General features: G+C 57.9%; 16 protein-coding genes. 5 read left to right on the forward strand and 11 right to left on the reverse strand.

The features are described 5' to 3' along the window. Positions 1 to 9: 9 nt before the first annotated feature. The gene (locus TU86_RS09335) at positions 10 to 522 is read left to right on the forward strand and encodes a dihydrofolate reductase (protein ID WP_048364008.1); all 513 of its coding nucleotides are present in this window, start codon (positions 10 to 12) and stop codon (positions 520 to 522) included. 111 nt (positions 523 to 633) lie between these two features. Here the strand turns inward: TU86_RS09335 and TU86_RS09340 are convergent, their stop codons facing one another. The 5 genes from TU86_RS09340 to TU86_RS09360 all read right to left on the reverse strand — a co-directional run bounded on the left by TU86_RS09340 (position 634) and on the right by TU86_RS09360 (position 7,536). After that, on the reverse strand, positions 634 to 2,025 hold the full coding sequence (locus TU86_RS09340) for an L-cystine transporter (protein ID WP_048364009.1): 1,392 nt from the start codon (positions 2,023 to 2,025) through the stop codon (positions 634 to 636). A gap of 190 nt (positions 2,026 to 2,215) precedes the next feature. After that, positions 2,216 to 4,063 carry a dihydroxy-acid dehydratase gene (gene ilvD / locus TU86_RS09345; protein WP_048364010.1) on the reverse strand — a complete coding sequence of 616 codons (1,848 nt, stop codon included), beginning with the start codon at positions 4,061 to 4,063 and terminating at the stop codon, positions 2,216 to 2,218. A 236-nt stretch (positions 4,064 to 4,299) separates the two neighbouring features. Further along, positions 4,300 to 5,493, reverse strand: coding sequence for an MFS transporter (locus TU86_RS09350; RefSeq protein WP_048364011.1), 1,194 nt, complete (start codon positions 5,491 to 5,493; stop codon positions 4,300 to 4,302). Continuing rightward, positions 5,486 to 6,454, reverse strand: a complete 969-nt coding sequence (locus tag TU86_RS09355; RefSeq protein WP_048364012.1) for a diiron oxygenase — start codon at positions 6,452 to 6,454, stop codon at positions 5,486 to 5,488. The genes TU86_RS09350 and TU86_RS09355 overlap by 8 nt, the downstream gene beginning before the upstream one ends. Then, the gene (locus TU86_RS09360; RefSeq protein ID WP_048364013.1) at positions 6,451 to 7,536 is read right to left on the reverse strand and encodes a SagB/ThcOx family dehydrogenase; all 1,086 of its coding nucleotides are present in this window, start codon (positions 7,534 to 7,536) and stop codon (positions 6,451 to 6,453) included. The genes TU86_RS09355 and TU86_RS09360 overlap by 4 nt, the downstream gene beginning before the upstream one ends. A gap of 425 nt (positions 7,537 to 7,961) precedes the next feature. Between TU86_RS09360 and TU86_RS09365 the strand changes: the two genes are divergently transcribed. After that, positions 7,962 to 9,653 (forward strand): DUF4153 domain-containing protein, encoded by a 1,692-nt coding sequence (locus TU86_RS09365; protein WP_048364014.1) that lies wholly within the window; start codon positions 7,962 to 7,964, stop codon positions 9,651 to 9,653. 44 nt (positions 9,654 to 9,697) lie between these two features. On the opposite strand, the gene TU86_RS09370 is transcribed toward TU86_RS09365, so the two are convergent. Beyond that, complete coding sequence (locus TU86_RS09370) at positions 9,698 to 10,894, reverse strand: class I SAM-dependent rRNA methyltransferase (RefSeq protein ID WP_048364015.1); 1,197 nt, start codon at positions 10,892 to 10,894, stop codon at positions 9,698 to 9,700. 201 nt (positions 10,895 to 11,095) lie between these two features. On the opposite strand from TU86_RS09370, the gene TU86_RS09375 reads away from it, so the two are divergent. After that, a complete protein-coding gene (locus TU86_RS09375; RefSeq protein WP_173427017.1) occupies positions 11,096 to 11,908 on the forward strand; it encodes an HDOD domain-containing protein in 813 nt (270 codons plus the stop codon). 23 nt (positions 11,909 to 11,931) lie between these two features. Beyond that, positions 11,932 to 12,744, forward strand: coding sequence for a bifunctional DNA-formamidopyrimidine glycosylase/DNA-(apurinic or apyrimidinic site) lyase (gene mutM / locus TU86_RS09380; protein WP_048364017.1), 813 nt, complete (start codon positions 11,932 to 11,934; stop codon positions 12,742 to 12,744). A 137-nt stretch (positions 12,745 to 12,881) separates the two neighbouring features. Here mutM and TU86_RS09385 read toward each other — a convergent pair whose 3' ends face one another. The 5 genes from TU86_RS09385 to TU86_RS09405 form a co-directional block, all read right to left on the reverse strand. After that, positions 12,882 to 13,133, reverse strand: coding sequence for a YfhL family 4Fe-4S dicluster ferredoxin (locus TU86_RS09385; protein ID WP_048364018.1), 252 nt, complete (start codon positions 13,131 to 13,133; stop codon positions 12,882 to 12,884). 100 nt (positions 13,134 to 13,233) lie between these two features. Further along, positions 13,234 to 13,716 (reverse strand): pantetheine-phosphate adenylyltransferase, encoded by a 483-nt coding sequence (gene coaD / locus TU86_RS09390; RefSeq protein WP_019409197.1) that lies wholly within the window; start codon positions 13,714 to 13,716, stop codon positions 13,234 to 13,236. Positions 13,717 to 13,831: 115 nt separating this feature from the next. Next, entirely contained in the window at positions 13,832 to 15,427 is a 1,596-nt protein-coding gene (locus tag TU86_RS09395; protein WP_048364019.1) for a GMC family oxidoreductase, read from the reverse strand. Between the two features lie 90 nt (positions 15,428 to 15,517). Then, positions 15,518 to 16,063 carry a hypothetical protein gene (locus TU86_RS09400; protein WP_048364020.1) on the reverse strand — a complete coding sequence of 182 codons (546 nt, stop codon included), beginning with the start codon at positions 16,061 to 16,063 and terminating at the stop codon, positions 15,518 to 15,520. A gap of 12 nt (positions 16,064 to 16,075) precedes the next feature. Further along, a complete protein-coding gene (locus tag TU86_RS09405; protein WP_048364021.1) occupies positions 16,076 to 17,506 on the reverse strand; it encodes a coniferyl aldehyde dehydrogenase in 1,431 nt (476 codons plus the stop codon). Positions 17,507 to 17,671: 165 nt separating this feature from the next. On the opposite strand from TU86_RS09405, the gene TU86_RS09410 reads away from it, so the two are divergent. Continuing rightward, entirely contained in the window at positions 17,672 to 18,340 is a 669-nt protein-coding gene (locus TU86_RS09410; RefSeq protein WP_048364022.1) for a TetR/AcrR family transcriptional regulator, read from the forward strand. Positions 18,341 to 18,363: the final 23 nt, after the last annotated feature.

Here is an 18,363-nt window from a genome sequence, read left to right on the forward strand (position 1 = left end):
CTCGCCAACATGAAAAAAACTCTCCCCCTCAGCCTGATCGCAGCGCTCGGTGAAAACCGCGTGATCGGCGTCGATAACAGCATGCCGTGGCATTTGCCGGCGGATTTCAAATATTTCAAAGCCACCACCCTGGGCAAGCCGATCATTATGGGTCGCAAAACCTGGGATTCGCTGGGCCGCCCTTTACCGGGGCGCTTGAACCTGGTGGTCAGTCGTCAGACCGACTTGCAGCTTGAAGGTGCCGAGGTGTTTGCCTCGCTCGATGCGGCCGTGGAGCGCGCACAGGCGTGGGCCAAAGAGCAGGGCGTGAGCGAAGTGATGTTGATTGGCGGCGCGCAGTTGTACACCCAGGGGCTGGCAGATGCCGACCGGTTGTACCTGACGCGTGTGGGGCTTAGCCCGCAAGGCGATGCGTGGTTCCCTGAGTTTGATCAGGCGCAATGGACGCGGGTGTCGAATGAGCCGCATGCGGCTGAAGAGGGCAAGCCGGGTTTCAGCTTTGAGGTGTGGGAAAGGGTCTAACATTTTGTAGACGCTTTACGCGCAGTTGCGTAGGCGTTACCGAAGGCTGCGATCTTTTGATCTTGAAGCTCGCAGCCTGCGGCAGTTCCATTCCAAAGGGGCTACGCGAATTTACGCGTGCGCCAGCTCACCATGATCGTCTTCAGCCAAAATGGCTTTATCGGTTTCATTCATGATCTGGCTGGTTACCGTACCGGCAACCATTGCGCCACTCACGTTCAAGGCTGTGCGGCCCATGTCGATCAGTGGCTCGACCGAGATCAGCAACGCCACCAGCGACACGGGCAAGCCCATCGCTGGCAAGACGATCAGCGCGGCGAAGGTTGCACCACCGCCCACGCCCGCCACACCGGCCGAACTCAGGGTCACAATCGCTACCAGCGTGGCAATCCACAGCGGGTCCAGCGGGTTGATGCCCACGGTGGGGGCAACCATCACCGCCAGCATCGCCGGGTACAGACCGGCACAGCCGTTTTGCCCGATGGTCGCGCCAAACGAGGCCGCGAAGCTGGCGATGGACGACGGAATCCCCAGGCGACGGGTTTGCGCTTCAATGCTCAACGGGATGCTGGCGGCGCTCGAACGGCTAGTAAACGCGAACGTCAGCACTGGCCATACTTTGCGGAAGAAACGCAGCGGGTTAACCCCGGAAAGCGACACAATCACGCCGTGAATCACGAACATCAGCGCCAGGCCGATGTAGGACACCACCACAAAACTGCCGAGTTTGATGATGTCTTGCAGGTTGGACATGGCGACCACTTTGGTCATCAAGGCCAGCACGCCGTACGGGGTGAGCTTCATCACCAGACGCACCAGACGCATCACCCAAGCTTGCAGGGTGTCGATGGCGTTAAGCACTTTGCTGCCTTTTTCAGGCTCGTCCTTGAACAGTTGCAGCGCAGCAACCCCCAGGAACGCGGCAAAGATCACCACGCTGATGATCGACGTCGGCTTGGCGCGCGCCAAGTCAGCAAACGGGTTTTGCGGGATGAATGACAGCAGCAACTGCGGCACATTCAGGTCGGCCACTTTACCGGCGTAGTCGCTCTGGATGATTTGCAGGCGGCTCATTTCAGCCGCGCCCGCCACCAGGCCGTCAGCCGTGAGGCCGAACAGGTTGGTCAGGCCGATGCCGACCAGTGCTGCAATCATGGTGGTGAACAGCAGAGTGCCGATGGTCAGAAAGCTGATCTTGCCCAACGATGATGCGTTGTGCAGGCGCGCGACCGCGCTGAGGATCGAAGCAAAGACCAGCGGAATCACGATCATTTGCAGCAGTTGCACATAGCCGCTGCCGACCAGATCGAACCAGCCGATAGAGGTTTTCAGGGTTGGGCTTTCGGCACCGTAGATCAGGTGCAAACCAAGACCAAACATCACACCGACAACCAGCGCCAGCAGGACTTTTTTCGCCAGGCTCCACGCGGTGTGGCGGGTCAGCGACAAGCCGAACAGCAACGCGAGGAACACCAGCAGATTGAGGATCAGCGGGTAATTCATGAAAGCTCCGGGGGCGACTTGTACCAGTCTTGGGTTGTAACAATTTCGAACCGGAAATGCTAACAGGTTGATATAGCTAGAAATATACCGTTCTGGAATGACTACCTATGTTTTGGGTATAAGCCTCATCCACCTGCGCGATACAAAAATCCCGGCACGTGGCCGGGATTTTTGAATGGAGCCGCCTGGCTTATGGCACCAGCTTGTCTAGCAAGGCTTTGTCACGCACCGCGCCTTTGTCGGCACTGGTGGCCAGCAAGGCATACGCCTTCAATGCTGTAGTGACTTTGCGCGGGCGTACTTCCACCGGCTTCCAGCCCTTTTTGTCTTGCTCGGCACGACGAGTGGCCATTTCTTCATCGCTGATCAACAGGTTGATCGAGCGGTTGGGAATGTCGATCAGCACTTTGTCGCCGTCCTGCACCAAACCAATCGCGCCACCGGCGGCCGCTTCTGGCGAAGCGTGGCCAATGGACAGGCCCGAAGTACCGCCCGAGAAACGGCCATCGGTCAGCAGCGCGCAGGCTTTGCCCAGCCCTTTGGATTTGAGGTACGAAGTGGGGTAGAGCATCTCTTGCATGCCGGGGCCGCCTTTAGGCCCTTCGTAACGAATGATCACGATATCGCCGGCTTTTACCTCGTCTGCCAAAATGCCGCGCACGGCGCTGTCCTGGCTTTCGAAGATTTTGGCATTGCCCTCAAACACATGAATCGACTCGTCAACGCCAGCGGTTTTAACCACGCAGCCGTCCAGCGCGATGTTGCCGTAGAGCACGGCCAGGCCTCCCTCTTGCGAATACGCATGTTCGACACTGCGGATGCAGCCGTTTTCACGGTCGTCGTCCAGCGTGTCCCAACGGGTTGACTGGCTAAACGCGGTTTGTGTCGGGATACCGGCCGGGCCTGCGCGGAAGAAGGTGTGGACGGCTTCGTCGTCAGTCTGGGTGATGTCCCACTTGGCAATGCCCTCGGCCATTGTCTTGCTGTGTACGGTCGGCAGGTCGGTGTGCAACAAGCCACCACGGGCCAGCGAGCCGAGAATGGAGAAAATGCCGCCTGCGCGGTGCACGTCTTCCATGTGGTAATTCTGGATGTTTGGCGCCACTTTGCACAGCTGCGGCACCTGGCGCGACAGGCGGTCGATGTCTTTGAGGTCGAAATCGATCTCGGCCTCCTGGGCGGCGGCCAGCAAGTGCAGGATGGTGTTGGTCGAGCCACCCATAGCGATGTCCAGCGTCATGGCGTTTTCGAACGCCTTGAAGTTGGCGATGTTGCGCGGCAGTACCGACTCGTCGTTTTCGACGTAGTACTGACGGCACAGGTCGACAATGGTGCGCCCCGCTTGCAGGAACAATTGCTCGCGGTCGCTGTGGGTGGCCAGTGCCGAGCCATTGCCCGGCAAGGCGAGGCCCAGGGCTTCGGTCAGGCAGTTCATCGAGTTGGCGGTGAACATGCCGGAGCACGAACCGCAGGTTGGGCATGCGCTGCGCTCGTACTCGGCAACCTTCTCGTCAGAAGCGCTGGAGTCGGCGGCGATGACCATGGCGTCTACCAGGTCGAGGCCGTGGCTGGCGAGCTTGGTTTTGCCCGCTTCCATTGGCCCGCCCGAGACGAAAATCACCGGGATGTTGAGGCGCAACGAAGCCATCAGCATGCCGGGGGTGATTTTGTCGCAGTTGGAAATACACACGATGGCGTCGGCGCAGTGCGCGTTGACCATGTACTCAACGGAGTCGGCGATGATCTCGCGGCTCGGCAGCGAGTACAGCATGCCGTCGTGGCCCATGGCGATGCCGTCGTCGACGGCGATGGTGTTGAATTCTTTGGCAACGCCGCCAGCGCGTTCGATCTCGCGGGCAACCAGTTGACCCATGTCTTTGAGGTGGACGTGGCCGGGTACGAACTGGGTAAAGGAGTTGGCAATGGCGATGATCGGCTTCTTGAAGTCGGCATCTTTCATCCCCGTGGCGCGCCACAAAGCGCGGGCACCGGCCATATTGCGGCCGTGGGTGGAGGTTTTTGAACGATAGTCAGGCATGGAACAACTCCGGGCGGCTAATCAGGTAACAAACAGGGAAGTGAGCTTCTAATAACTGAGGGACCACACAGAAAATGACTACGTGTCCGAAAGCTGCCGTGAGCGCTGCGGGATCGCCGCGTGCCTGGGCCTGAGCTCATAAACCCGCCGGGGATGATTGGCGATGAATGCGTCGATTCTACACGGCTGGCGTGCGGAGGGAATGGGCCAACGTAGGGGGCTGAATCGTAAAAGACTCAGGCAGCAGGTTGTATACGCTGGTGCTGGCAAATGCATGCGATCAAGCCCAATGCAATCACGCTCATTGACACAAAGCCCGTTGCCAGCGTGATTTGCAGGCTGCCGGGGATCAGATTGACCAAGGCGCTGACCGTGCCTGCGAAAATGAATATGAGCGCGCTGCCGACGGACGATGCAGTGCCTGCCCACTCAGGGAACACGTCCATCGCCCGCGAAGTGGCAATGGGTCGGGCAATGGTGATGCCTGCAGTGCAGACGATCATGGGCAGCAACACACTTGGCACGCTTAAGCCCATGAGTCGGTACAGGAGCAACATGAGTGCCCCTGCCACAAGGATTAACAGCAGGCCTACGATGATCTGGCTGTTTGCACTGATGCGCCGGGCCAGCAGGTGAGCCATTAACCCGCCGCTCACATAGGCTGCGCCATACAGCAGCAAAATCAGCGAGTATCGGTAGCTGGTCAGTTGCAGTTGCTCAAGAAACAGCAATGGCGAAACGACGATGAATGAGAAGTGACAGGCAAAGGCAAGGGCTGCAATCAGCCAGTAGCTGATGAACATCGGACTGCGGCACACAATGGCGTAGGCTCCCAGCAGGCTTTGGGAGGGCTGTGCAGGGGCAGGGTGCTCGGTTAGCTGGTGCCAGGCAATGATCCATACCCCTGAGGCCAGTGCAATAAACAGCCAAAAGCTCCCGGGCCAGTCAAATGTTTCCTGCAACAGGGTGCCAGCCAACGGTGACAGTGAAATCGCCAGCCCGCTGGCGGTGACCATCAGGATTCGCAACGAGTCCCGTTTTTTACCGGTGAACAGGTCTTGAACCAAGGCTTGAGACAACACAAAACATCCACACCCGACTGCCTGCACACACCTGAACAGTAAAAATCCCAGGTAGTGCGTAGAGAGCACGCAGCCCGCTGCTCCGACAATCGACATGGCCATGCCAGTCAGCAACAGGGACTTGCGTCCTAATTTGTCAGAAAGGGGGCCAATCAGCAGTTGCGATATGGAAATGCCGATGGCGAAAAGGCTGACGGATAACGCGATATCGCTGGGTGTGCGTTGGTAGTACTCAGCCAGAGCCGGGAATGAGGGCAACACCACATCCAGCGGGAATACTCCCAGCACCACCATGCTCAGCAACAAGAAAATGGCCATGCCGCGTCGGTTGGCCGGGGCTTCAGGCATCGATATAACCCGCGTTTTGAAAAAGGTGTCGGTTGTGCGCGATGTTGAAAAAACCGGCGTTGAATAACGCCTGCAGGGTGACTTTGGCGCCAGAACGTACACGCTGTTGATGTGCGTGCGGTTGCTGCAAGCGTGTGGTGATGTATTCGAGGGTGTCGGGGTGCAGGCCGACACTGGCCAGGCTTTCTTTTAGCCAGTCAGTGTCGCTCTCGAAAAAGATCTCGAGGATGGCGAGCAGCTGCGTGGCGGCGAGGGTGCGCTGACAGTCATCAAACAATGGCCACAGATGGCTGAACACGTCGCAAAAATAACGGCTGTGTCGGGCTTCGTCGGCCAGGTGGCTCTTGAACATGCGCAGCACGGTAGAAACCAGGGGCAGGCGAACCGCGCTCAATAATTCTTTGGCAATGATCGTTTCGGATACAAAACCGATCAAAAACCAGACCATCGCCTCGTCAGCCGGGCTGCATGCCTGTATCCGCTCCAGCAGGCGGCGGATGCGACGGGCCGGGCGTGAGCGGTTGTCGATGCCATATAACTCGGCCACCTGTTCGGCGATTTGATTGGAAAACAGCGCGTGATAACCCTCGTCTGTGTACAGCTGCAAGGCGGCAGTTTTCACAGCGCAAGGCACAGGTACACCCAGTTCGTCATGGATCAGTGTTTCGACCGAGCGGTTAACCAGTTTGTGTTCCAGAACCGTGGTGTAGTCGAGAAAGTACACCAGTTGATTAGCTTCAAGGCGTCGCACCACAGAAGGCCCGGCCAATACGATGTCAGGGTGGTCGAGATAGGGCATGAAGTCGGGTACGAACCAGTGGCGCTCGCCCAGTTGGTGCTCCAGGTCGGCAGGCAATGTGTAGGGTGAGCGATCCGTGCGTACGCTGGCCTTGGTATCCCAGTCTGGCAGGGTACAGGGCGGGTACAGGGCAAAAGGCTCGGGGGGGCAATGTTCTTTCACACGACGACTTCCTTGTGCTTGATCAGTGCCATCAGCTCCGGGCACTGAACCTGACCATCGCCCTGGCCACAGCCGACAAAGAACAAGGGTTGCTCCGGGCTGTCTTTCAGACCCAGCAGGGCTTCAACACGATCATCGGTTAATGCGCCGGTCAGCCAGGTATCGAGGCCCAGTTGTGTCGCTACGAGCTGAAAGGTTTGAGAAATATGCCCGACTTCAACGTAGGCCATTCGATAGGCGCGTGAGTGTTCGTATTTCCACCACAGTTTGTCGAAGCGCGAGGTGATGAACAGGCCTACGGGTAACGGGTTGATGAAGTGTTGCCCGCATAGCAGCTGCCCCAGCGGTTCCTCGGGCAGCGTATTGACCAGGCTCAGGGCATGCAGTTCGCTTGAGTAGGCATAAACGCCGGGTTTGAGCCCCTTCACATTGCGCACATAAACGTAGCCTTCGCAGGCGTTCAGTCCACCCCCTGAAGGGCTGCTGCGGCGTGCTTCCATGCCACGCGGGATGGACAGATGGGTATCGCCCTTGCGCTCGTTAAGATACCCCAGTGAAAGGTAAAGCAAGGTACTGAGCTGGCTGAGGGACAGGCTTTGCCCGGTGAATGAGCGAGAGGTCTTTCGGCTGAGCAGGGCAGTGGCCAAAGAGCCTTTCAAGACCTTGGCAGGGGCACACGCGGGCAAGGCAACCATATGACCGTTATGAGGGTCAATCCGATGAGGGGGCGGCGCGGGAGTACTCAGCACGTCCGAACAGTGGGCAAGGTACTGTGTGGCCCATTCATTGGCATCTTCGGGTACGTGCTCTTGTGGCAGGTTTTTCGTGCCGATATGAAAAATCTTCGACAAGTCGTCCCACCCCCATTCAGGGCTGGGGATAGGTTCGTGAGTCATGATCGAGGCTGTCAGAAAGGCCTGGTCGATCGGATTGTGTTTATTGAACAGTTCAGGGCAAGAAATAAGTTGGGTCAAGCGTTCACTGTAATGAGCGTCGAGTTCGTATTGTGTGTGGTTAAAGAAGTTCCAGACGATGTGGTGGGGTGTTCGGGCCAATATAAACAAGTAAGGATTTATATGCATGGATGAACAACTCTGAAGTGAGAGGGTAATGAAACCGGGGTGCCGACATTCCCCGGTTTCATTATCGTCCGTGTGGCTTTAGCGCTGAATCACAGCGAGACAAGCCAGGTTGGCGATTTTATTAGCTTCCAGAGTGATTGTTTTCATCTTGATGCTCCTTACATTGGGATAGGACACTTCAGATATTAAGTTCAGTCACTTCATGCTGTGTCATTCTTAAAGTGACTTTGATAAAGCTAGCTGCTCAATAAAAAATGACAACGTTGAATCATGTAAGTTATTACCCGCTTTTTCGTAGGAATAATCCTGCTAAAGATGATGGCTGTAGGAGGCGCCCCCGGCACGCTTACAAAAATGGCCGTATAGGCGATCTGCAACTTAGCGCTTAGAGTATCGGTGTGTTTTAACAACAGGGATTTTGAACAATGGTCATTACACGCTCTATCAAGGCCTGCCTGGGCATTGGCCTGGTGCAGGGGCTGCTGCTCTGGTTGGCCAGCGGTATCAGCGAACATGGCATCAAGTTTGCGCTGGTCACGGCGGTTTTGGTGGGGGGCATCAATGCGCTGCTACTGGGCGATGCCCTGCGTCAGCGCGGCACCCTGTGGCTGGTAATGGCGTTGACGGTGGTGATGTCGGCCATCAGCGCCTGGGTGTTTTGGGACGGCGGTGAGCAGTGGCGCTCCAGCAGTTGGCTGACCGGCAGTTGGACGTGTTTTGCCGTGGTGATTGCCTACATTTGTACGGCCTTCATCTTGAGCTGGCCAACCCGCGAAGGGCGCTGTCCGCGCTACGAAGACTTGTTCCGTCACGCGTGGGACACGGTGTTCATCGTGTTGCTGGGATTGCTGCTTAACGGCGTGTTCTGGGCCTTGATTCTGCTGTGGGGCAGCCTGTTCAAGATGCTCGGGATTGTGGCGCTTAACCAATTGTTCTCCACGGACGGGTTCATCTACATCAGTTCAGCCGTAGTGTTTGCGCTGGGCGTGAAGATGGGCCGCGACAACGATCGGGTCATTGGCCTGTTGCGCGGCATTCTGCTCACGTTATGCCGCTTCTTGCTGCCTCTGGGGGCATTGATTGCCCTCGTGTTCACCTTCGCCCTGGCCTTTACCGGGTTAGGCCCGATCTGGGACACGGGGTATTCGACGCCGATCATGTTGTGCCTGGTGGCGGTCAATCTGTTTTTGCTCAACGGCGTGGTGCAAGGCGGTGAGCACGAAAGCGGCTATCCGAAGTGGCTGCTGCGCATGGTCGACCTGTGCCTGTTGTGCCTGCCGGTACTGGTGGTGCTGGCCGGGTATTCGAGCTGGTTAAGAATTGAGCAGTACGGCCTGACGCCAACCCGTTTACTGGCGATGTTGCTGGTGGTCGTGATGCTGGTGCACAGCGTGGCCGCCGCTTGGGCCGCCGTGGTGCCGCAGCGTCAGTGGTTGTGGCGCTTGCGGGTCAGCAACCCGGTGATTGCACTGCTGAGCGTGGTGGTGTTATTGGCGATTCACACCCCGTGGTTCAGCCCGTTGCAGTTCAGCGCCAAAAACCAGATAAACCGGGTCTTGAGTGGCCAGTCATCGGTCGAAACCTTTGATGCCGATGCCTTGCGCTATCGCTTGGGACTTCCCGGCAAACAGGCCTATGACGCGTTGCTGGCGCAAGTGGAGCAAGGGCAGGTATTGACGGAGCCTGAGCGCCAAGTGCTGCTCAAACGTCTGAAGGATGCAGACACCGGCGGTGGTGTTCGAGCGCCGAATGCGCGGGTGCTGGAGTGGATCGGCCCCAAGGTTGAAGGCAGTGAGCAATTTGATCTGCCGGGCGTCGGCGGGCAGCCGTGCTGGGCGCCGGGTTGCGCACTGTGGGCCGTGGATCTGGACAACGACGGGCAGGTGGAAGTACTGCAACTGCCCAAGCAAGGTTGGTCTGACGGGCTGTACTTTTTTACGCGCGATGCGCAAGGCGAATGGAAGCGTGCGGGCACCTATGAAGGTGGCGAAAACCCACTTCAAATGATTGATCAGATTCGGGCAGGGAAGGTGAAGGTGGTGAAGCCGCGCTACCAGTCATTGCAGATTGGCGAGGTTGAGTTGAACCCCAAACTGGACCGCGAACCCCAGCCATGAAGCGCAACCCGTAGCCGCTGGCGGCTACGGGTTGACGCTACTGCTTAGCTGTTGGGCAGCAAACGGCAGGTGATGCTTTTGATGTAGCGAGTTTCTGGGATCGCCGGGTGTACCGGGTGATCCGGGCCTTGGCTGCCGCGTTCCAGCAACTGGATGTTGCGGTCCAAGTGGCGGGCGCTGGTCAGCAAGATGTTTTGCAGGTCGTCTTCGGGCAGGTGCATGGAGCACGATGCGCTGAACAGGATGCCGTCTTTGGTGAGCAGGCGCATGGCTTGCTCGTTGAGGCGGCGATACGCGCCTTCGCCGTTTTTCAGGTCTTTTTTGCGTTTGATGAACGCCGGAGGGTCGGCCACGATCACGTCGAAACGTTCTTCGTTGGCTTTGAGCTCTTTGAGCGCTTCAAACACGTCGCCTTCCATGCAGGTCACACGCTCGGCAAAACCGTTCAGTGCCGCGTTACGCTCAACACCGTCCAGCGCGAACGAGGACGCGTCAACACACATCACTTCGCTGGCGCCAAAGGCCGCTGCTTGAATGCCCCAGCCGCCGATGTAGCTGTACAAGTCCAGAACACGTTTGCCCTTGGCGTACGGTGCCAGGCGGGCACGGTTCATGCGGTGGTCGTAGAACCAGCCGGTTTTCTGGCCGGCAATGACCGGTGCTTCGAACTTGACGCCGTTTTCTTCCAGCGCGACCCACTCCGGCACCAGGCCGAAGACGGTTTCGACGTAACGCTCAAGGCCTTCGGCATCACGGGCAGCCGAGTCGTTCTTGAACAGAATGCCGCTTGGCTTGACCACTTGGACCAAGGCTGCAATCACGTCAGCTTTGTGCATTTCCATGGTTGCAGAGGCCAGTTGCACCACCAGGATGTCGCCGAAACGATCAACCACCAGGCCTGGCAGCAGATCGGAATCGCCGAACACCAAGCGGTAGTAAGGCTTGTCGAACAGGCGATCACGCAAGGACAAGGCCACGTTCAGGCGGTGAACCAAAAACGATTTGTCTAAGGGCACTTTCACGTCGCGCGACAGCAGGCGCGCGCAGATCAGGTTGTTAGGGCTCATGGCAACGATGCCCAGCGATTTGCCGCCAGCAGTCTCCAGCACCGCTTGGTCGCCAGCCTTAAAACCGTGCAACGGAGTGGTGGCTACATCGATTTCGTTGCTGTAGACCCACAAGTGGCCGGCGCGCAGGCGTCGATCGGCATTGGCTTTAAGGCGCAGGCTTGGCAGGGACATGACGTCGCTCCGGGTATTGAAAAGGGCGCGATTATAGCCTTAGACGCAACCGCGGGGCTTGGTTGATTCACCGCATTGCGTCGGATTACGTACCCAACCCGGCCGAAAATTCCGTTAGAATCGCGGGCTATTCCAGAGTGTGTCGTCATGCCCCCAGAGCTTTCATCCGAACAGATCAGCCAAACGCTGCAAGGCATCAGTGTGCCGCCTCAACCGCAAATCATGGTGGATTTGCAGATGGAGCAGTACATGCCCGATCCGGACCTGGAAGTGATCGCCCGTCTGATTGCCCAAGACCCCGGTTTATCGGGCGCCTTGATGAAGATCGTCAACTCGCCGCATTACGGTCTGAGCAATAAAATTGCCTCGATTCAGCGTGCCGTCACGTTGCTGGGCAGCCGTACCGTGATCAACCTGATCAACGCGCAGTCGATCAAGGGCGAGATGTGCGATGAAACCATCGTGACCCTCAACCGCTTTTGGGACACCGCGCAGGACGTGGCCATGACCAGCATGACGCTGGCCAAGCGCACCGGCTCTCAGGCGGTCGATGAAGCCTACGCGCTGGGGTTGTTTCACGATTGCGGCATCCCGCTGATGCTCAAGCGCTTCCCTGACTACATGGCCGTGCTGGAGCAAGCCTACGCCAATGCCAGCCCGGCCAGCCGTGTGGTTGACACCGAAAACCGCCATTTCAACACCAACCACGCGGTGGTCGGTTATTACACGGCCAAGTCCTGGCGCTTGCCGGAACACCTGACCCACGCCATTGCCAATCACCACAATGCGCTGGCAATTTTCAGCGATGACTCGTCGCGCAACAGCCAACTGAAAAACCTGCTGGCGATCCTCAAGATGGCCGAGCACATTTGCGCCTCGCACAAGGTGTTGGGCAATCAGCGCGAAGACCACGAGTGGAACAGCATCAGCCACTTGGTGCTCGATTACATCGGTTTGTCCGAATACGACTTTGAAAACCTCAAAGAGAGCATCCGCGAGCTGGGTGCTCACTAGGTTTTTCCCCGCAGGAGCCTTGCATGCCTGAATTACCTGAAGTTGAAACCACCCGCCGCGGTATTGCCCCTCACCTGGAAGGGCAGCGGGTCAGCCGGGTAATTGTGCGTGAACGGCGCCTGCGTTGGCCCATCCCCGAAGACCTGGATGTACGTTTGTCGGGGCAGAAAATCGTATTGGTCGAGCGGCGCGCCAAGTATTTATTGATCAACGCCGAAGTGGGTACGCTGATCAGCCATTTGGGCATGTCGGGCAATTTGCGTCTGGTTGAGGCCGGGTCGCTGGCGGCCAAGCATGAGCATGTGGATATCGAACTGGAGTCCGGGCTGGCCTTGCGCTACACCGACCCGCGCCGGTTTGGCGCGATGCTTTGGACCCACGATGCGCTTAATCACGAACTGCTGATCAAATTGGGGCCGGAGCCGCTGACTGACCTGTTTGATGGCGACCGGCTGTTTCAGCTGTCGCGCAAACGTTCGATGGCGGTCAAGCCGTTCATCATGGACAACGCGGTGGTAGTGGGTGTGGGCAATATCTACGCCACCGAAGCGCTGTTTGCCGCCGGCATAGACCCGCGCCGGGAAGCCAAAAGCATCTCGCGGGCGCGCTATTTGAAGCTGGCGATTGAAATCAAACGGATTTTGGCCGCCGCCATTGAGCGCGGAGGCACTACCTTGCGCGACTTTATCGGTGGCGATGGTCAGCCCGGTTATTTTCAGCAAGAACTGTTCGTGTACGGGCGGGCCTACGAGCAGTGCAAGGTATGCGGCAGCGAGTTGCGCGAGGTCAAACTGGGCCAGCGCTCCAGCGTATTTTGCCCGCGCTGCCAGTCGTAGACGCAATGACGAAAAAACCGTCGTGAAATCAGGTTCGACCCTGCGTCAGGCAAACCGCAAGTATCAGGCCGCAAGGACGTTGCCGAAGTGGCACGCGGCTCTGGCGTAGCCTCGTTCCTTCGGCAACGGCTTCCGACTTACGCTTTGCCGGTTATCGCCCGGTATTTTTCCATCAATTGGGCTTCGGTTTCCGGGTGGGCTTCGTCCAGCGGGATGCAGTCGACCGGGCACACTTGCTGGCATTGCGGCTCGTCGTAATGGCCGACGCACTGGGTGCACAGGTTCGGATCAATGACGTAGATCTCTTCGCCCTGGGAAATGGCGGCGTTCGGACACTCGGGTTCGCAGACGTCGCAATTGATGCAATCGTCGGTGATGATCAGGGACATGGGTACTCCTGCCGGGGCGGTCGGCCCGGGCAACTGAAATCGAATGCGGGCAATTGTGCCGCATTGGCGCCCGCAGTGCACGCGGGCGCCGCTTCAGCGGTCATTTCTTGCGAAAGCGTTCGGTCAATGCGTCTGCGACCACCGGGTGCACGAATTTGCTGATATCGCCGCCCAATGCCGCAATTTCACGGACCAATGTCGACGATATAAACGAATAGCGCTCTGACGGCGTGAGAAACAGGCTCTCGACGTCTGGTGCCAGTTGGCGATTCATGTTCGCCAGCTGGAACTCGTATTCGAAGTCAGACACCGCACGCAGGCCACGCAGAAACACATTGGCGTTCTGCTCTTTGGCAAAGTGCGCAAGCAGGGTCGAAAACCCCACCACTTCGACATTGGGCAGGTGTTTGGTGACTTCACGTGCCAGCTCAACGCGCTGTTCCAGAGGGAACAACGGGTTTTTCTTGGTGCTGGCCGCAACAGCAATGATGACGTGGTCGAACAAGCGCGAGGCACGTTCAACCAGGTCGCCATGGCCCTTGGTAATAGGGTCGAATGTACCTGGGTACAACACTCGGTTCATCGCGTCGTCCTGGCGGGAATCCGTTGGGGAGTCGGATGGTATCGCAGCATTCCCGGTCGGCCAAGTCGCCATTGGCAGAAGAAAGCACTATAGACGCCGCCGAATTTGTCCTTTTTCACGGATTTTCAAGACGCTTGCCCAACTGCGTGGCCAGTTTTGCAGTCAGCCCGTACACCGATAATTGTGGGTTTGCGCCAATGCTGGTGGGGAATAGCGAGCCGTCGTGGACCGATACGTTGCGCAATTGATGATGACGCCCAAGGCTGTCGGTGACCGCCATGTGGGGATTTTCTCCCATAGCGCAACCACCCATGACGTGGGCACTGGCCAGACGTGTCCGATACAACTCCAGGCTCAAACTGTCTATCAGTTCACGCGTTTCACTCAAGTTGTTCACGTAGCGCGCATCGCTGTGCAGCGGCATGACGGCGCTGGCACCCGCCGCAAACTGAATCTCGGCCATGCTGTGGAAAGCGCGTTTCAACCCCTCCCAGACATACGGCGTGAGGCTGTAATCCAGCACCGGGGTGCTGTCATTGCGCAATTGGACGTTGCCGCCGCGACTGTCTGGATGAAAACCGTCGCGCATCAGCGCCAACATCATGTGCGTATTGGGCAGTTGGGCCATGTGTTCGGCGCTGCTCTCGCCGTAGCGGGCGAACAACGTGGCAGCCAGTGCGGGGTGGATCGGCGGTACTTCGAGTTTGTAGCCCATTGAGCCGGTGGTACCGTCTTTCCACTGAAAATGATCGGAGTAAATCGACTGCGGTGCGCCTTCAAACGCATTGATAGCCGTGGGAAAGGTTGCCGCAGAGAAGTTGACCACATGCAGGAAGGTGCGTTTGCCCAGTGTTTTATGCGGGTCTGGAGCATCTGAGCGCATGAGTAAGCCGGGGGTGTTGATGCCTCCGCCCGCGAGCACGTAATGCCGCGCCTGGACGGTGATGGTGCGGCCACTGGGTGTCACGCAACGCGGGTCCATGCCTTGGCACTCAAGACCGGTGACCTGATCGCCCTTGATTAACAGGCGCTGGGCGCGGGCCAGATACAGCAGCTCGCCGCCTTTTTCGAGGGTCGCAGGGATAGTGGTCACCAGCATGGATTGCTTGGCATTGGTCGGGCAGCCCATGCCGCAATAGCCCAGGTTCCAGCAGCCGCGAACGTTTCGCGCGATTACATGCCAGCTATAGCCGAGCTTTTCGCAGCCGGTGCGGATGACTTGATTGTTGGCATTCGGGGGGATCAGCCACGGCGCTACGCCTAAACGCTGTTCCATCTGCTCGAACCACGGTGCCATTTGTTCGCTGCTGTGGCCGACTACGTGATGTTCGCGTGCCCAGTGTTCAAGGGTTTGTGCGGGAGTGCGAAAGCTGGACGTCCAGTTGACCAGCGTTGTGCCACCCACGGCCCGGCCTTGCAGGATGCTGATGGCGCCGTCCCGGGTCATGCGGCCTACGCCTTCCTGATACAGGCTGGTGTACGCCTCGCCTTCGAGCATTTTGAAGTCGCTGCTGGTTTTGAGCGGGCCTTCTTCGATGAGTAACACTTTGAAGCCCGCCGCGCTGAGGATTTCAGCCGTGGTGCCGCCTCCCGCACCGCTGCCGATGATGGCCACATCAGCGTGCAGCGTCAGGTCGCTGTCCAGTTGTGAGCCGTTGTAGGTTTTCCAGCCTCGGGCCAAGCCTTCGCGAAACAGATCCGGTACGGGCATTAAGGTGTTCCTTGTCTTTTTATTTTTATGAGTGGCAGGTTGTCTGCTCACTGAAAATCGGTAGGCGCGAACGTGTTCTTATGGGGGTATTCAGACTGTGGGCGGTCCCGGATACCCGCAATGGGCCCAGGACTCTGGCCGCTCGTACCAACTCATCATCACCAGTTGCACCAAGGAGGCGTGGCCCATGCGCAGCAGGCTCAGGCTGCTGTTTTGCCAGCGCTCAAGAAAGTGGCGAACCTGCTCAGGGCTGGCGGTTTCCCAGCGGCCCCAGACGCCAGTCAACGGACCGCGCGTAACGGGCATGGCTACGACGTCGAATAATTGCCGGGTGAGTGTGAGCAAGGCGGGTGACAGGCGGTTGAGGTTGTCGTCCAGCGTGTGCAACGTGGCATCGGCAGCGCTGGGCATGAGCGGCGCGGCAGTGCTGGCGGCCAGCATCACCGGGATCAGCGTGCGCAAAAAAGCCAGATCGCTGCTGCGCAGTACCGCAAAGCCGCGGGCGTTGTCACGGGCGGAGCAGCCTGTGAGGCTGGCGCTCAACCCGGCTGTCGCCAGTAGCGCGCTGGCACACAGCCCCACTTTAAGGGCGCCTCGACGTGAGAGCAGCGCGTTTTCAACACGGGGTTCGGGCATGGTCGGGCCTCGTTAACGAATGAACAGCTTCTGAACCAAACGCCCCAGCTTTCGTCCATAAGGCGGATAAATGGCCAGTGAGCTGTTCACGCGCTGCTTGGCCAGTACGCCCTTGGCATGGCTGAAGGTCAGAAACCCTTCATGGCCGTGGTAACGGCCCATACCGGAAGGCCCGACACCACCAAACGGCAGGTCGTCAACGGCCACATGCAGCAAGGTTTCATTGATGCACACGCCACCTGAGTGGGAGTTTTGCAGCACGCGCTGTTGCTCGGCTTTGTTGTAACCAAAATAGTAGAGCGCTAGCGGTCGCGGCCTCTCAGTGATGTAGGCCAGCGCCTGCGCCAAGTCGCGGTATGCCACGACGGGCAGCAAGGGGCCAAAAATTTCCTCCTGCATCACCTGCATGTCGTCGTTGACATCCAGTACCAGGCAGTGGGCCATGCGTCGGCCCTGATCCTGTTCATAAAGAGGGATCAGGCGTGCACCTTTGGCGACGGCGTCTGTTTTGAGATGTTCAAGCCGGGCCAGTTGGCGCTCGTTGATGATGGCGGTGTAGTCCGGGTTATCGATCAGCGTCGGGTAGAAGCTGTGCATCACTTGGCGGTAAGCGTCGACAAACCCTTGAACGCGGTTTTCTGGCACCAATACGTAGTCCGGGGCGATGCAAGTCTGCCCGGCGTTCAGGCTTTTGCCCCAGGCAATGCGCTGTGCTGCGTCTTTGAGCGGTACATCGGCCGACACGATGGCCGCAGATTTACCGCCCAGCTCCAGGGTCACTGGGGTTAGGTGTTCAGCGGCGGCACGCATGACCAATTTGCCGACCTGGGTGGAGCCGGTGAACAGCAAGTGATCAAACGCCAGCCCGGAGAACGCAACGGCGACATCGGCTTCGCCCAGCACCACCGCCACACTGTCTTCAGGAAAGATGCGCCCCAGTAAATCTTTGAGCAGACGCCCGGTGGCCGGGGTGAACTCGCTGAGTTTGAGCATCACCCGATTGCCGGCCGCCAACGCACCGATCAATGGGCCCATTGCCAGATAAAGTGGGTAGTTCCACGGCACGATGATGCCGATCACCCCCAAGGGTTGATACATGACGTGGGCGCTGGCAGGTTGAAACATGAGGTCTACGCTGCGGGCAGAGGGTTTCATCCAGCGTTTGAGGTGTTTGAGGGTGTAGTCGATGCCATGCAGGCTGGGCATCAGTTCGGCAAATAAGGTCTCATCGGCGCTGCGATGGCTAAAGTCCTGGCTGATGGCGTCGATTAAGACTTCACGCTCATCACTTAACAGCTGGCGCAGGCTTTTTAGCCATTGCTGACGTTGCTCAAGGGGTGGGTAAGGATGTGCAGCGTAAGCCTGCCGTTGTTTGTCGAGCAGAAGATGCAGATCACTCAGTAAGTCTGAGGCGTCTTTGGGGTAGGCACTGTCGACAGACATGGGTCGCTCCGAGCTGATTTTTATAGGTGTAATTTTTAAGAGAGCAAGGACGTTTCTAGAGCCTATGCTCTAAGTTGTCAATCAGGGGGCCTGCCCGCCGCGATGTTTATCGAACTGAGGTTAGGCCGTAAGATGCCGTCCGTTCTCAAATTAAAGCCCAAGCCTATGGCCACGCGAATAAAAACCAGCCAGCGCATAGTCAACAACAGCCTGGAGTTGTTTAACCAGCTGGGCGAGCGCGCTGTCAGCACCAACCACATTGCCGCCCATATGGAGATATCTCCGGGCAATCTGTATTACCACTTCCCCAACAAGCAGGCGATCATCTCGGTGTTGTTCAACGAGTATGAAGCGCTGGTGCTGAGTTTTCTGCGCCTTCCCGAAGGGCGTTTACCCACCGTTGCGGATAAGCATTTTTATTTGCAGCAATTGCTCGATGCCATGTGGCGTTACCGTTTTCTGTACCGCGATATCGAGCATTTGCTGCACAGCGACAGCGAGCTGGCCACCCGATATCGGCATTTTTCACAGCAATGCTTGAAGCAGGCGCAGGCGATTTATTCAGGGTTTGTCGACGCTGGCATTCTCAACATGACGCCACTGCAAATCGAATCGGTGACCCTCAATGCCTGGATCATTCTTACCTCGTGGATCGGCTTTTTGTGCACCACCCGTGAGACGAGTGATCAGCTCAGTGAGCAAGCGATCAAACGGGGTGTTTATCAACTGCTGGTCCTTGAAGCCGGTTTTGTGACCGATCAGGCGCGTGATGCCATTGATGAGTTGATTCAGGAATATTATGTGCCGCTGGACTTTGCGCTAGACGATCACTAACTGCGTTTCACCCCTTCACAGGA

Source organism: Pseudomonas weihenstephanensis (assembly GCF_001043055.1).
Classification (GTDB): domain Bacteria; phylum Pseudomonadota; class Gammaproteobacteria; order Pseudomonadales; family Pseudomonadaceae; genus Aquipseudomonas; species Aquipseudomonas weihenstephanensis.